14 protein-coding genes are annotated in these 13,184 nt (G+C 74.0%); 6 read left to right on the top strand and 8 right to left on the bottom strand.

The window, feature by feature from the left end:
• Nucleotides 1-52: 52 nt before the first annotated feature.
• Both ACTMTB_RS09430 and ACTMTB_RS09435 read left to right on the top strand, forming a co-directional pair.
• Nucleotides 53-718: a potassium channel family protein gene (locus tag ACTMTB_RS09430; RefSeq protein ID WP_441144216.1), complete on the top strand. Its 666-nt coding sequence runs from the start codon at nucleotides 53-55 to the stop codon at nucleotides 716-718.
• Nucleotides 719-720: 2 nt separating this feature from the next.
• Nucleotides 721-1,410 (top strand): potassium channel family protein, encoded by a 690-nt coding sequence (locus ACTMTB_RS09435; protein ID WP_154942869.1) that lies wholly within the window; start codon nucleotides 721-723, stop codon nucleotides 1,408-1,410.
• A gap of 161 nt (nucleotides 1,411-1,571) precedes the next feature.
• Here the strand turns inward: ACTMTB_RS09435 and ACTMTB_RS09440 are convergent, their stop codons facing one another.
• The 4 genes from ACTMTB_RS09440 to dut all read right to left on the bottom strand — a co-directional run bounded on the left by ACTMTB_RS09440 (nucleotide 1,572) and on the right by dut (nucleotide 4,186).
• Nucleotides 1,572-2,255, bottom strand: a complete 684-nt coding sequence (locus ACTMTB_RS09440) for a DUF3159 domain-containing protein (protein WP_441144218.1) — start codon at nucleotides 2,253-2,255, stop codon at nucleotides 1,572-1,574.
• Nucleotides 2,252-2,632 (bottom strand): OB-fold nucleic acid binding domain-containing protein, encoded by a 381-nt coding sequence (locus ACTMTB_RS09445; protein WP_441144220.1) that lies wholly within the window; start codon nucleotides 2,630-2,632, stop codon nucleotides 2,252-2,254. The genes ACTMTB_RS09440 and ACTMTB_RS09445 overlap by 4 nt, the downstream gene beginning before the upstream one ends.
• 323 nt (nucleotides 2,633-2,955) lie before the next feature.
• On the bottom strand, nucleotides 2,956-3,633 hold the full coding sequence (locus ACTMTB_RS09450; RefSeq protein ID WP_280836382.1) for a DUF3710 domain-containing protein: 678 nt from the start codon (nucleotides 3,631-3,633) through the stop codon (nucleotides 2,956-2,958).
• A gap of 25 nt (nucleotides 3,634-3,658) precedes the next feature.
• A complete protein-coding gene (dut, locus tag ACTMTB_RS09455; protein WP_154942865.1) occupies nucleotides 3,659-4,186 on the bottom strand; it encodes a dUTP diphosphatase in 528 nt (175 codons plus the stop codon).
• A gap of 86 nt (nucleotides 4,187-4,272) precedes the next feature.
• On the opposite strand from dut, the gene ACTMTB_RS09460 reads away from it, so the two are divergent.
• Entirely contained in the window at nucleotides 4,273-4,773 is a 501-nt protein-coding gene (locus ACTMTB_RS09460; protein ID WP_441144223.1) for a DUF3093 domain-containing protein, read from the top strand.
• Between the two features lie 4 nt (nucleotides 4,774-4,777).
• Here ACTMTB_RS09460 and ACTMTB_RS09465 read toward each other — a convergent pair whose 3' ends face one another.
• Together ACTMTB_RS09465 and ACTMTB_RS09470 are read right to left on the bottom strand one after the other, a co-directional pair.
• Nucleotides 4,778-5,626, bottom strand: a complete 849-nt coding sequence (locus tag ACTMTB_RS09465) for a hypothetical protein (protein WP_441144974.1) — start codon at nucleotides 5,624-5,626, stop codon at nucleotides 4,778-4,780.
• A gap of 563 nt (nucleotides 5,627-6,189) precedes the next feature.
• Nucleotides 6,190-6,486: a DUF4193 domain-containing protein gene (locus ACTMTB_RS09470; RefSeq protein WP_046565779.1), complete on the bottom strand. Its 297-nt coding sequence runs from the start codon at nucleotides 6,484-6,486 to the stop codon at nucleotides 6,190-6,192.
• 432 nt (nucleotides 6,487-6,918) lie between these two features.
• Between ACTMTB_RS09470 and ACTMTB_RS09475 the strand changes: the two genes are divergently transcribed.
• Entirely contained in the window at nucleotides 6,919-7,434 is a 516-nt protein-coding gene (locus ACTMTB_RS09475; protein WP_441144976.1) for a LytR C-terminal domain-containing protein, read from the top strand.
• A gap of 287 nt (nucleotides 7,435-7,721) precedes the next feature.
• On the opposite strand, the gene ACTMTB_RS09480 is transcribed toward ACTMTB_RS09475, so the two are convergent.
• A complete protein-coding gene (locus ACTMTB_RS09480; RefSeq protein WP_441144225.1) occupies nucleotides 7,722-8,543 on the bottom strand; it encodes an inositol monophosphatase family protein in 822 nt (273 codons plus the stop codon).
• Between the two features lie 288 nt (nucleotides 8,544-8,831).
• Here ACTMTB_RS09480 and ACTMTB_RS09485 point away from each other — a divergent pair, with 288 nt between their 5' ends.
• Complete coding sequence (locus tag ACTMTB_RS09485; RefSeq protein ID WP_441144227.1) at nucleotides 8,832-10,451, top strand: RNA polymerase sigma factor; 1,620 nt, start codon at nucleotides 8,832-8,834, stop codon at nucleotides 10,449-10,451.
• A gap of 247 nt (nucleotides 10,452-10,698) precedes the next feature.
• Nucleotides 10,699-10,932 (top strand): DUF7455 domain-containing protein, encoded by a 234-nt coding sequence (locus tag ACTMTB_RS09490; protein WP_088964796.1) that lies wholly within the window; start codon nucleotides 10,699-10,701, stop codon nucleotides 10,930-10,932.
• 213 nt (nucleotides 10,933-11,145) lie between these two features.
• Here the strand turns inward: ACTMTB_RS09490 and ACTMTB_RS09495 are convergent, their stop codons facing one another.
• Nucleotides 11,146-12,879, bottom strand: coding sequence for a DEAD/DEAH box helicase (locus ACTMTB_RS09495; RefSeq protein WP_441144229.1), 1,734 nt, complete (start codon nucleotides 12,877-12,879; stop codon nucleotides 11,146-11,148).
• Nucleotides 12,880-13,184: the final 305 nt, after the last annotated feature.

The following is a 13,184-nucleotide window of genomic DNA, read 5'->3' on the forward strand; positions in this document are numbered from 1 at the left end:
GCAGAGAGCACCGCCGTCCGCCGAACGGGCGGCACCTTTGGGAGGGACACCAGTGCATGTCGTGATCATGGGCTGTGGCCGGGTCGGCTCGACCCTCGCCCACAGCCTGGAGTCCCGGGGTCACTCGGTGGCGGTGATCGACCAGGACGCCGACGCGTTCCGCCGCCTCGGGCCCGACTTCGCCGGCATCACCGTCACCGGCGCCGGCTTCGACGGCGAGGTGCTGCGCCAGGCCGGCATCGAGCGGGCGGACGCCTTCGCCGCCGTCTCCAGCGGCGACAACTCCAACATCATCTCGGCCCGCCTGGCCCGCGAGACGTTCGGCGTCTCCCGGGTCGCCGCCCGCATCTACGACCAGCGCCGGGCGCAGGTCTACGAGCGGCTCGGCATCCCCACCGTGGCCACCGTCCGGTGGACGGCCGACCGGATGCTTCGGCACCTGGTCCCCGAGGGCAACATCGAGATCTTCCGCGACCCCACCAGCACCGTCTCGATCGTCGAGGTGCCGGTGCACAAGGAGTGGGTCGGGCGACCGCTGCACCAGCTGGAGGAGGCGGCCGGCGCGCGGGTGGCGTACCTGATCCGCTTCGGCATCGGCACGCTGCCCACCACCTCCACCGTCGTGCAGGAGGGTGACCAGCTCTACGTGCTGGTCACCGACGACATCGCCGCCTCGGTCACCGCGGTGGCCGCGGCGCCGCCCGAAGGAGGGCTCTGAGCATGCGGATCGCCATCGCCGGTGCCGGCAACGTCGGCCGGTCGATCGCCCAGGAGCTGATCGACAACGGCCACCAGGTGATGCTGATCGAGCGCCAGCCCCGGATGCTGCGCCCGGACCGGGTGCCGGCCGCCGACTGGGTGCTGGCCGACGCGTGCGAGCTGACCAGCCTGGAGGAGGCCAACGTCGCCGGCTGCGACGTGGTCGTCGCGGCGACCGGCGACGACAAGGTCAACCTGGTGGTGTCGCTGCTGGCCAAGACCGAGTTCGCGGTGCCCCGGGTGGTCGCCCGGGTCAACCGGGCCGAGAACGAGTGGCTCTTCACCGAGCAGTGGGGCGTCGACGTGGCGGTCAGCAAGCCGCGGGTGATGGCCGCGCTGGTCGAGGAGGCGGTCACCGTCGGCGACCTGGTCCGGCTGATGACCTTCCGGCAGGGCGAGGCGAACCTGGTCGAGATCACCCTGCCGCCGACCGCGCCCTACGTCGGCCAGCCGATCCACGCGGTGCCGATCCCCCGGGACGCCGCGCTGGTGGCGATCCTGCGCGGCAAGCGGGTGCTGGTGCCCAGCCCGGACGACCCGATCGAGGCCGGCGACGAGCTGATCTTCGTCTGCACCGCCGAGGTGGAGGACCAGGTCCGCGCGGTGATCCTCGGCCCTGACAGCGTCGAGCGGACCCGCGGCAAGGGCTGAGCCGGCCGGCGGACGACCCGACGCCCGGCCCGGCGGGCGTTCAGCCCGCTGCGGCCGGGGCAGTCGCCGGCCCGGCGGTGCTCGGCCACTCAGGCGTCCGGCCGGGGCCCAGCGATGGTAGAGACGACCGGGAGCCCGCCCGGCAGGTGGCCGGAGGGGGCTCAGGCCCCGGGCAGCGGCTGCGGCGCGCCCTGCCGGGTCACCCGGCGCACCGTCCAGACGGTGATCAGCAGCAGCAGCGCGTACGGCGGGTAGCCCAGCGCCAGCCGGGCCACACCCAGCGCGGTGTCCTGGTGGGCCAGGTAGAGCCCGGCCTGCACGCCCACCTTGGCCAGCCAGACGACGCCCCACAGCACGGTGAGCTGGGTGAAGGTGCGCACCAGCCGGGGATCGTCGCGCCACTCCGAGCGCCCCTTGGCGACCAGCACCGACCAGATCCAGCCGACCAGCGGCTGGCGGATCGCCGCCGAGATCAGCAGGGCCACCCCGTAGGCGATGCCGTAGAGGATGCCGGGAAGGTAGAAGTCCCGCTCGTCGCCCGTGCGCCAGGCGATGAACGCGCCGATGCCGATGCCGACGAGCCCGTTGACCGCGTGCCGGACCGGACGCCGCTGGGCCAGCCGCGCGACGGCGATCAGCACCGCCACCCCGACCGAGGCGATCACGGCGGGCCGCAGGTCGCCCACGATGTTGGCGAGCACGAAGACCAGCACGGGGATGCTGGACTCGACCAGGCCCCGCCAGCCGCCGAGCTGGTCGGCCATCTGCTCGGCGAGGCTGGGCAGCTGCCCGTCGTCCCCCGGGGGAGTCTGCGGCGCGGTGGCCGGCTGCTGTCCCGTCGTCACTTCGGCGACTCCAGCTCGTAGTACGGGTTGTAGATGACCTTGCGGTCGTCCCGGACGGCCACCCGGCCGCGGGCGGTGAGGTGCCGCCCCGGCTCGATGCCGGCGATGTGCCGCCGGCCCAGCCAGACCAGGGTCACCACGTCGCTGCCGTCGTAGAGGTCCGCCTCCAGGGTGGGCAGGTTGGTCCGCGGCGTGTAGACCACGGTGCGGAGCCGGCCGGTGACCGAGACCACCTGGCCGCGCGTGCACTGCCGGGCCAGCACCCCGCCGCACTCGGCGCTCTCCCGTTGCAGCTCCTGCGCCTCGATCTCGGCCTCGCTCGCGGTGAGCCGCCGCAGGATGCGCCGCAGCGACACCCGGCCCTCGTCGGTCGTCATGACCTCCGCGCCACCCTCTCCACGCTGACCGGCCCGCGCCGGCACTGGCCCGGCCCCGCCGATGCCGGAACCGTCCCGCCAGCGTACGCCGACCCCGCCGGCCGGACCGGTCCGGCGTACCCGCGACGGCGGGCGGGCGGGCGGAGCCGGCCGGACCCGGTCCACCCGGGGCGGGCGGAGCCGGCCGGACCCGGTCCACCGACCGGCGGCGGCCGGGCCCACCCGGAGCGGGCGGAGCCGGGCGGGACCGGGCGGACACGGCACCGGGCCCGGCTCCGTCGGTGGACGGTGCCGGGCCCGGTGAGCGGTCGGTGCCGTGCCGGTCAGGCCTCGCGCGGGGCGGGTGCCGGAGCGCCGCCCTCGCCGCCCTCGGCCCCCTCGGCCTGCTCGGCGACCTCGCGGGGCAGCCGCAGCGGCAGCGGCTCGCGGACCGGCTTCGCCTCCTGCCCCCGGTCGACGACCAGGCCGTCCAGGCACTCGGCCAGCGGCCCGGCCGCGACCGGGTCGGTGGCGGCGGCGCCCTGGTAGACCCCGCGGACCATCCAGCGCGGCCCGTCGATGCCGACGAAACGCAGGTCGGTCAGGCCGTCCGGGGTGCGTACCCGGGCGCGCAGCTCGGTGCCGTACTCGCCCTCGACCTCCTGGGCGGCGGCGCCGTCGGTGAAGAGGGACTGGCGGATCTCCTCACGCACCTCGTCCCAGATGCCCTCGGAGCGGGGCGCGGCGAAGACCCCGAGCTGGAGGGCGTTCTCCCCGTGCACCAGCACGACCTGCTGGATCACGCCCTGCGGGTCGGCCTGCACGCGCACCTCGACGCCGGGCACCGCCGGGATGTGCAGGCTGCCCAGGTCGAGCCGCTCCACGCCGTCCGGCGCCTCCGAGCTGTCGTACGGGCCGCGCGAGGGACCCGTCGGCTCGGCGTCGTACGAGTCGAGGACCTCGGCAGCCCGCTCGTCACGGGCACCCCGCCCGCCGTCGGCCCGCTTCCGGCTGAAGATCACTGCGCCCACCCTCCGCTGTTCGCACTCACCCTGCCACCTCTTCCGTCTGTCCGCCCGCCCGGTCGGGATCTTCCCGTCGACCGGTCGCGGGCGGCGGCACCAGACCGGCGTGTCCGCCGGTCGAGCCGTGTCCACCGGCCCCGCGCCGCGACCCGGGCAGCTCGGCCACCGGCTGGAAATCCGCCCGCTCCACCCGCTGGACAACGAGCTGCGCGATGCGATCGCCACGGGAGATCTTCGCCGGCGTGTCCCGATCATGGTTGATCAGGTTGACCAGGATCTCACCCCGGTAGCCGGCGTCGACCGTACCGGGCGCGTTGAGCACCGTCACGCCGAGCCTGGCGGCCAGGCCGGAGCGCGGGTGCACCAGGCCGACGTACCCCTCCGGCAACGCCAGCGCCACCCCGGTCGGGACCAGGGCCCGGCCGCCGGGAGGCAGCTCGACGTCCGCGGCGGCCACCAGGTCGGCGCCGGCGTCACCGGGATGGGCGTACGCGGGCAGCGGCAGCTCCGGGTCGAGCTGCCGCACGGGCACGGGTACGACGTGGGTCACGGTGCTCCCTCTTCCGTCGGGTTCGTGGGGGTGGCCCTGCCATCCTGCCGGGTCGGACGGTCACCGCGCGCCGTACCCTCGCAGGTGTGAGCGTGTCGCCTTCCCCGTCCTCGCCGGCCCCGCGCACCGCGGCGGCCGTGGAGCACTCCGAACGGCTGAGTCTGCCCTGGTGGCTCTGGGTGGTCGGGCTGGCCCTGTCCGGGCTGCTGGCCGCCGAGGTGTGGATGGGCGCCCCCGGGGTGCGGGCCTGGCTGCCCTTCGTGGTCCTCCCGCCGGCCACGGCGGTCGCGCTGTGGTGGCTGGGCCGGGTCCGGGTGGCGGTGCGCGACGGCGAGCTGTTCGTGGACGACGCCCACCTGCCGGTGCGGTACGTGGCGGACGTGGTCCCGTTGGACGCCGCCGGGCGGCGCGAGGTCCTCGGCGTGGGCGCCGATCCGCTGGCCTTCGTGGTGCAGCGGCCCTGGATCGGCGGCGCGGTGCAGGTGGTGCTGGACGATCCCGCCGACCCGACCCCGTTCTGGGTGGTCAGCACCCGTCACCCGGTCGAGCTGGCCCGCGCGGTCATGGCCGCCCGCGACGCGGCCTGACTCCTCAGGGCAGGGCCCGCCGGCCACCGGGCAGCGCCCCGCCCTTGCGGCGCAGGTCCCGGCGGATCTCGTCGGCGAGGGTCCTGGTGGCCCGCCGGTTGAGGTAGCTGGCCACGGCCGCGCCGGTGAGGAACGGCCCCAGCGTGGTCAGGTTGCGCCCGAACCGCTTGAGCATGGTGTCCCGCAGCTCCCTGCGGGCCGCGGTGCCGAGCACCGCACCGACGCCCACCCCGGGCGTCATCGGGTTGATCCCGCGTTGGTTGGCCCAGGACTGCACCAGGGCGATCGCCCGCTGGCTGCCGCCGGTGGGCAGCGGCACGTGGTAGACCTCGTGCAGCTCGCCGATGAGCTTCAACTCGATCGCCACCACAGCGACGGTCTCGGCGGCCAGCAGCACGGGCGCCGAGAGCAGGGTCGGGGTGGCCACCCACTCCACGGCGGCGACGCCGCCCCCGGCCGCACCCACCCCGGCGGTGGCCCGGGCGGCGTTGCGCACCAGCCGGTCGGCGAGCGCCTCGTCGTCCAGCCCGGGGAAGTGCCGGCGCAGCGTGGCCAGGTCCCGGACGGGGATGTGCGGCGCCACGTCGGAGACCGTGTCGGTCATCCAGCGCAGCGCGGCCTTCGGCTTGAACAGGTCGGCCAGCCCGCGGGCGCGCGCCAGCCCGACCAGCCGGGTGAGCAGTTGGCGGCGGCGGGCCGGCTCGATGTCGTCGGCGGTCAGCGCGGCGACGGTGGCACCGAGCTCCTCAGCGGCCCGGTCGGCCGGCTCCGGTGTGCCGGACGGCACGTCGACGGGGCCGCCGGCCGCTCCGGCCGCGCCACCGGACGTCCGGTCGGCGATCGTGTCGGTCATCCTGCGCAGCGCGGCCTTCGGCTTGATCCGGTCGGCCACCCCGCGGGCGCGCGCCAGCCCGTCCAGCCGGGTGAGCAGTTGGCGGCGGCGAGCCGGCTCGATGTCGTCGGCGGTCAGCGCGGCGCCGGTGGCATCGAGTTCCTCAGCGGCCCGGTCGGCCGATTCCGGCGTGCCGGACGGCACGTCGACGGAGCCGCCGGCCGCTCCGGCCGCGCCACCGGACGTCCGGTCGGCGCCGGGCGGTGCCGTCTCCCGGGCACCGGTGGCCCCGGTGCGCGGGTCGCCGGCGACGTCCGGGCGGTGGGTGGCATCTGACTCCGGACGCGTCGTGGCTCCCGGCTGCGCCGGGGCGTCCGCCCCGGCGCCGGGGCGCGGCCCGGTCGGCGTACCCCCCGCCGACCCACCGGCCCGCTCGTCGCGTTCGCTCATGCCGCCCGACCTCCCGTGCTCCGGCGGCGTGGTCACCGCCCGTTACGAGTCAAGCAGCTCCCCGCCGCCCCCGCACGGCAGCTCGGGCAGCGGCGGCCCCATCGTGGCGGCCGCCGCCGATGTGCGGTTCGGGGTCAGACGCACTCGCGGCAGATCAGCTCGCCGTTGCGCTCGACCGCCAGCTGGCTCCGGTGGTGGACCAGGAAGCAGCGGCCGCAACGGAACTCGTCCTGCTGCATCGGCAGGACCTTGACGGTCAGCTCCTCGTCGGCCAGGTCGGCGCCGGGCAGCTCGAAGCTCTCGGCCACCTCGGCCTCGTCGACGTCCACGGCGCCCGACTGTGAGTCGACCCGCCGGGCCTTGAGCTCTTCCAGGCTGTCCTCGCCGAGGTCGACCTCGTCGCGACGCGGGGCGTCGTAGTCGGTGGCCATCGGTTCACTCTCCCATATCGATATTGTCGCTTCCGGTTGTAACGCCGGACGACGTTGTTTCGGTTCCCACTGGCCGGCCACCCTTTGTGTCGGTCACCCGACCCCCAGCCGCTCTGGCCGGGGGCCGACAGGGGCCTCCCCCAGCGAGCGCGGAACCTTACCCCCCTCGGGCGAGGCATGTATACCGCCCTCGTGGCTGAGATGTACGCCCCAGCACCCCGAGTTGTTCCCAATGTGACTCAGGCGACACGAAGATAGGGGTAGTAGTACCCGCTTCCTGGATGGCGCGCCGGCATGTCGGACTGTTTCCACGCGACGGTCGGACAACCGTTAACCTCAGCGGCGTACTCGACGGCCGGCGGGGCGGCCCGACCACCGGCTGGCCGCCGCCACCCATCACTGTCCGGGAGCGCCCAGATGAGTTTTGCGCGAGTGCGAGCACTCGTTGTCGTCGGTCTGCTGGCGGTGGTCGCCCTGGTCTTCGTCGTCGTCGCCATGGTGCGGGACACGCAGGGCGAGGCGGGCGCCGCCGGGGGCTGCCCCGAGGGCTGGCCGCTCGCTGACATCACCCTGCGCGAGCCGAAGGACGTGAAGATCAACGTCTTCAACGCCACCGACCAGATCGGTCTGGCCGGCAACATCGCCGACGACTTCCGCAACCGGAAGTTCCAGGTGAAGAAGACGGCCACCGCGCCGAAGGGCGTCGACGAGGTGGCGCTGCTGCGCTACGGCCCCAAGGGCGTCGGCTCCGCGCACCTGCTGCGGGCCTACTTCCTGAACAACGCCGAGCCCGTGTACGACGCCAAGCGCAAGGACGACACCGTCGACGTCGTGCTGGGCAACGGCTTCCAGCAGCTGGCCACCACCACCGAGGTGAACCAGTCCCTGGGCGACCTGGGCGCGCCCGAGGCGCCGGCCGGCTCCTGCCCCATGCCGGTCGAGAAGTGACCGTTCCGCCGGGCCGGGCCGGCGGACCGACCGAACTGATCTGACCGAAATGGCGGTGTCCCCCGGGACACCGCCATTTCGCTGTCGGAGATTCGGCCCGTTCGCGCCGGTCGCCGTGACCGCCGTCCCGGCTCCGGTCCCAGAACGGACGGGCCCTCGTCGTGGTCAAGGGCCGCCGGCGGCCCGGCCACGTCAGCCGGGTCCGGGCGGTCAGGGGCCGCCGGAGGCCCGGCGCGCGTCGGACACAGCGACCTCGACCTGCTGCTGGAGGCGTTGGGTCCGGGTGGTCAAGGGCCGCCGGAGGCGTCGAGGTCGGCGAGCCGGTCGTGCAGCGGCGCGTACAGCGCCGGCGGCGCGGCGATCACCAGGTCCGGGCCGGCCGGCAGGCCGCGCAGGCCGGAGACCCGCAGCCCCGCCTCGGCGGCGACCAGGCCGCCGGCCGCCAGGTCCCAGGCGGCCAGCCCCTTCTCGTAGTAGGCGTCCACCCGCCCCTCGGCGGCCAGGCAGAGGTCCAGCGCGGCGGCGCCGAGCCGGCGGATGTCGCGGACGTGCGGGATCAGCTCGGCGATCACCCGGGCCTGGTGCGAGCGGCGCGCCGGGTCGTAGCCGAACCCGGTGGCGACCAGCGCCTGCCCCAGGTCGGCCTCGGTGGAGCAGCTCAGCCGTCGGCCGTCACGCCAGGCGCCGCCGCCCGCGGTGGCGGTCCACTCCTCGCCGGTGAACACGTTGCGCACCACCCCGGCGACCACCTCGCCGTCGACCTCGGCGGCCAGCGACACCGCGCAGTACGGCAGTCCGTAGAGGTAGTTCACCGTGCCGTCGATCGGGTCGATGATCCAGCGCACCCCGCTGGCCGCACCGCCGTCGGCCGCCCCGGCGCCGTACTCCTCGCCGAGGACGGCGTCGTCGGGGCGTACCCGGTGCAGCGCGTCGAGGACCTGGCGCTCGACGGCGCGGTCCGCGGCGGTGACGACGTCCGTGACGGTGCTCTTGGTCGCGGCGACGGACACCCCCTCGGCGCGCATCCGGTGCGCGGTGGCCGCGGCCTGCCGGGCGACCTCGATCGCGATCGCGAGCAGTTCGGCCGGTGCCGGCGCCGAATGAGTCATGGTTCGTCCCCTTCCCGCACGATCGGGACGTCCCGCCGTGCGCGCGGGTATCATCCTTACAAAGTCCACATCTGCGCCGAATCGGCGGTCCCCGCCGCCGGTACGCCGTGCGCCGCAGGATGATCGCCGCAGACGGCGTTACAATTCACCCTGCCCACGCGCCACGGACCGCCGCCGGACGGCCGGCCCGGGACACGGGGGTCCCTCAACGACATCGCCCGGCACGGTCGCCCCACGCTGCGCCGGACGACCCGGCCGTGCCCGCTCTTCGCCTCCGGAAGGTCATTCGTGACAGAACCCCGCCAGACCGGCGCCGACGTTCGCTCGCTCACCGACACCCTGATCGCCCACGCGCAGAGCGCCGGCGGCCAGTTGACGTCGGCCCAGCTCGCGCGCACCGTCGAGTCCGCTGAGGTGACCCCGGCCCAGGCCAAGAAGATCCTGCGGGCGCTCTCCGAGGCGGGGGTGACCGTGGTCGTGGACGGCTCGGCCAGCACCCGTCGCCGGGTCGCCGCGGCCCGGTCCGCCACCCCGGCCTCGCGTGCCACCACCGCCAAGACCACCAAGAAGGCCGCCGCGCCCGCCCCCAAGCAGGCGCCCGCCGCCGACGAGGCCCCGGCGCCCGCCCCGCGCAAGGCGGCGCCGCGCAAGGCCGCCGCCACCACCGCCGACGTGGCCGCCAAGGCCGCCGCGCCGGCCGCCAAGGCGACCAAGTCCACCCGCGCCACCAAGGCGACGGTGGCCGCGGCCGGCAAGGCCACCAAGGCTGCCGCCGGCAAGGCCAAGGGCGAGGGCGAGGGTGCCGAGGGCGAGATCGACCCCGAGGAGCTCGCGGCCGCGATCGAGGACGTGGTGGTCGAGGAGCCGGCCGAGCTGACCAAGGCCGCCGAGGCCGATGCGGCCAGCTCCGCCACGGACAACGACTTCGAGTGGGACGACGAGGAGTCCGAGGCGCTCAAGCAGGCGCGCCGCGACGCCGAGCTCACCGCCTCGGCCGACTCCGTCCGGGCGTACCTCAAGCAGATCGGCAAGGTCCCGCTGCTCAACGCGGAGCAGGAGGTGGAGCTCGCCAAGCGGATCGAGGCCGGGCTCTACGCCGCCGAGCGGCTGCGCGCGGCCGAGGAGGGCGAGGAGAAGCTCACCCGCGACATGCAGCGGGACCTGGGCTGGATCTCCCGCGACGGCGAGCGCGCCAAGAACCACCTGCTGGAGGCCAACCTCCGACTGGTCGTCTCGCTGGCCAAGCGCTACACCGGCCGCGGCATGGCCTTCCTGGACCTGATCCAGGAGGGCAACCTCGGCCTGATCCGCGCGGTCGAGAAGTTCGACTACACCAAGGGCTACAAGTTCTCCACGTACGCCACCTGGTGGATCCGGCAGGCGATCACCCGGGCGATGGCCGACCAGGCCCGCACCATCCGCATCCCGGTGCACATGGTCGAGGTGATCAACAAGCTCGGCCGGATCCAGCGCGAGCTGCTCCAGGACCTGGGCCGCGAGCCCACCCCGGAGGAGCTGGCCAAGGAGATGGACATCACACCGGAGAAGGTGCTGGAGATCCAGCAGTACGCCCGGGAGCCCATCTCGCTGGACCAGACCATCGGCGACGAGGGCGACAGCCAACTCGGTGACTTCATCGAGGACTCCGAGGCCGTCGTCGCGGTCGACGCCGTCTCCTTCTCGCTGCTGCAGGACCAGCTCCAGCAGGTGCTGCAGACGCTCTCCGAGCGTGAGGCAGGCGTGGTACGCCTGCGCTTCGGCCTGACCGACGGTCAGCCGCGCACCCTGGACGAGATCGGCCAGGTGTACGGGGTGACCCGGGAGCGGATCCGGCAGATCGAGTCCAAGACCATGTCCAAGCTGCGTCACCCGTCCCGTTCCCAGGTGCTCCGCGACTACCTGGACTGACCCCTTCACGTCAACCAGCCGTGTCGGTTTGACCACTAGCCGTAGAACACTCAAAGGTGATCGGTCGGTTGCCTGTTTGTGATCGTTGACGTGGCACCCTTGACACACGGCACACTGTCTCCCTGCCAGGTGTGACCTCGGTCGCCCGCGGGCACACAGGGAAGGCAGGGCCCGACGAGGGTGTTGCACGATGGGTGAGCAACGACCGAAGAGAGTGTTCATCGGTGACGACCAGAGGAGGAAGGCGATGACCCCGACCCTCACGCCGCCGCCCGAGACGGTGGCCCCCCCGGCCGCCGATGAACGGTGCGACCGCTGCAATGCTGCCGGCAAGCTCCGGATCACTCTGGCGGGTGGGAGCGAGCTGGTGTTCTGTGGGCACCACGCGAACAAGTACGCGGAGGATCTCGTGAAGATCACCGTGAAGTACGCGACGGACCCGGAGTTCAGCTGGCGTGGCGCCGATCTGATGGCGAACTGAATCCGCAACCACATAACGACGACATAGCCGGCCGGGAGCCCCAAGGGGCTCCCGGCCGGCTTCGTCTGCGCTCACTCCCCCGCCGCGCCCCGCGCCCCGCGCCCGACATCCGCGCACTCTCACGGAAAGCGTGGCCATTCCGCGCCGCCGAACAGCCACACTTTCCGGGAAAGTGCAGGGATCCTGACGGCCGGGACGCCCGGGGCGGATGGGTCAGAGGGTTTGGACGGTGGCGATGCGCTCTTCGAGCTGCTCGATCGTCGCCTGGGCGCTGGGCGGGCCGCCGCAGAGGCGGCGCAGCTCGGCGTGGATCTTGCCGTGCGGCTGGCCGGTGCGGTGGTGCCGGGCGGCCACCAGGGCGTTCAGCTGGCGGCGCAGGGCCACCCGACGCTGGGCGGCACTCATCGGTACGGCCGGTGCCGCGGGGGCGTCAGCGGCCGGCTCAGCGGTCTGCGTGGCCGCCCGCCGGCGCTGCGCGGCGAGCTGTTCGGCCTGCCGCTTGGTGAGCAGCATGGAGACCTGGTCGGCGGTGAGCAGACCGGGCAGGCCGAGATATTCCTCCTCCTCGGGGGTGCCGGCCTGGGCCGCGGTGCCGAAGGAGGCGCCGTCGAAGATGACCTGGTCCAGCTCGGCGGTCGCCGAGAGCGCGGTGAAGCGCTTCTCCAGCTCACCGCTGGCCTGGTCGTCGCGTTGGGCGCGCTCCAGCAGGTCGTCGTCGAAGCCGTCGGACTCCTTGGGCTTGCCGAGCACGTGGTCCCGCTCGGCCTCCATCTCGCTGGCCAGCCCGAGCAGGTGCGGCACGCTGGGCACGAAGACCGAGGCGGTCTCCCCCGGCCGGCGGGCCCGCACGAAACGCCCGATCGCCTGGGCGAAGTAGAGCGGTGTGCTTGCGCTGGTGGCGTAGACGCCGACCGCCAGCCGGGGAATGTCGACGCCCTCGGACACCATCCGGACCGCGACCAGCCAGCGCTGCTCGGACGCCGCGAACGTCGCGATCCGCGCGGAGGCCCCCACGTCGTCGGAGAGCACCACCGCTGCCCTCTCGCCGGTCACCTGCTCGATCAGCTTCGCGTACGAGCGGGCGTTCTGCTGGTCGCTGGCGATGATCAGGCCACCCGCGTCCGGCATGCCGGCGTTGCGCAGCACGGTCAGCCGGGCGTCGGCGGCCCGGAGCACCTGCGGCATCCAGTCCCCGGCCGGGTCCAGGGCGGTCCGCCAGGCCTGCGCCACCAGGTCCTGCGTCATCGGCTCGCCCAGCCGCGCCGCCAGCTCGTCACCGGCGTTGGTGCGCCACCGGGTCTCCCCCGAGTACGCCAGGAAGAGCACCGGCCGGACCACGCCGTCGCGCAGCGCGTCGGAGTAGCCGTAGACCGAGTCGGCGCGGGAGCGCAACAGCCCGTCGCCGCCGCGCTCGTAGGTGACGAACGGGATGGGGTTGTCGTCGGAGCGGAACGGCGTACCGGTGAGCATCAGCCGGCGTACCGCGGGCTCGAAGGCGGCCTTGACCCCGTCGCCCCAGGACCGGGAGTCGCCGGCGTGGTGGATCTCGTCGAGGATGACCAGCGTGCGCCGGGTCATGGTGCGCCGCCGGTGCACCTGCGGGGCCATGCCGACCTGCGCGTAGGTGACGACCGCGCCGTGGAAGTCGGCGGAGGAGTGCACGTCGGCGTTGCGGAACGCGGCGTCGAGCTGGATGCCGACCCGGGCGGCGGCGCTCGCCCACTGGGTCTTCAGGTGCTCGGTCGGGGCGACCACGGTGACCGCCTCGACGGTGCCGTCCACGAGCAGCTCGGCGGCGATCCGCAGGGCGAAGGTGGTCTTGCCGGCGCCGGGCGTGGCGACCGCGGTGAAGTCGTCGGTGCGGCGGCGCAGGTACTCCACCATCGCCTTGCGCTGCCAGGCACGCAGGGGCGGGAACGTCTCTAGCGCCGGCAACCGGGCTGCCACGCGAGGCTCCTCTCCGACCGCACCATGGCGGACCCCGGCCGAGGGCCACGGGTACCGCCGCCCATGAAAACGCCTCCGCGCAGAAGATGCCGCGAAGGCCGACTCAGCATAACCAGCCCACGCCGCTCGCCCCACTCGACGCCACGCTGGTCACATCCGCCACCCCCGCCCGTTCCCCGCCCGACGCGGTTTGCGGCGTGTCGCGCCGTCCCGATCCGGGGACACCCCGACACGCCGCAAACCGAGCGGCCGGGGCGCGACTCGCTGTCCGGCACCGGCGGCGAGGCCAGTCCGACGCGGTTTGC

The organism is Micromonospora sp. L32 (assembly GCF_052068055.1).
GTDB lineage: Bacteria > Actinomycetota > Actinomycetes > Mycobacteriales > Micromonosporaceae > Micromonospora > Micromonospora purpureochromogenes.

Excerpts from the sequence above, each read along its gene's own strand:
- ACTMTB_RS09435 (WP_154942869.1), top strand. The coding sequence starts at position 721 with ATGCGGATCGCCATCGCCGGTGCCGGCAACGTCGGCCGGTCGATCGCC.
- ACTMTB_RS09445 (WP_441144220.1), bottom strand. The coding sequence starts at position 2,632 with ATGACGACCGACGAGGGCCGGGTGTCGCTGCGGCGCATCCTGCGGCGG.
- ACTMTB_RS09465 (WP_441144974.1), bottom strand. The coding sequence starts at position 5,626 with ATGACCGACACGATCGCCGACCGGACGTCCGGTGGCGCGGCCGGAGCG.
- ACTMTB_RS09470 (WP_046565779.1), bottom strand. The coding sequence starts at position 6,486 with ATGGCCACCGACTACGACGCCCCGCGTCGCGACGAGGTCGACCTCGGC.
- ACTMTB_RS09480 (WP_441144225.1), bottom strand. The coding sequence starts at position 8,543 with ATGACTCATTCGGCGCCGGCACCGGCCGAACTGCTCGCGATCGCGATC.
- ACTMTB_RS09490 (WP_088964796.1), top strand. The coding sequence starts at position 10,699 with ATGACCCCGACCCTCACGCCGCCGCCCGAGACGGTGGCCCCCCCGGCC.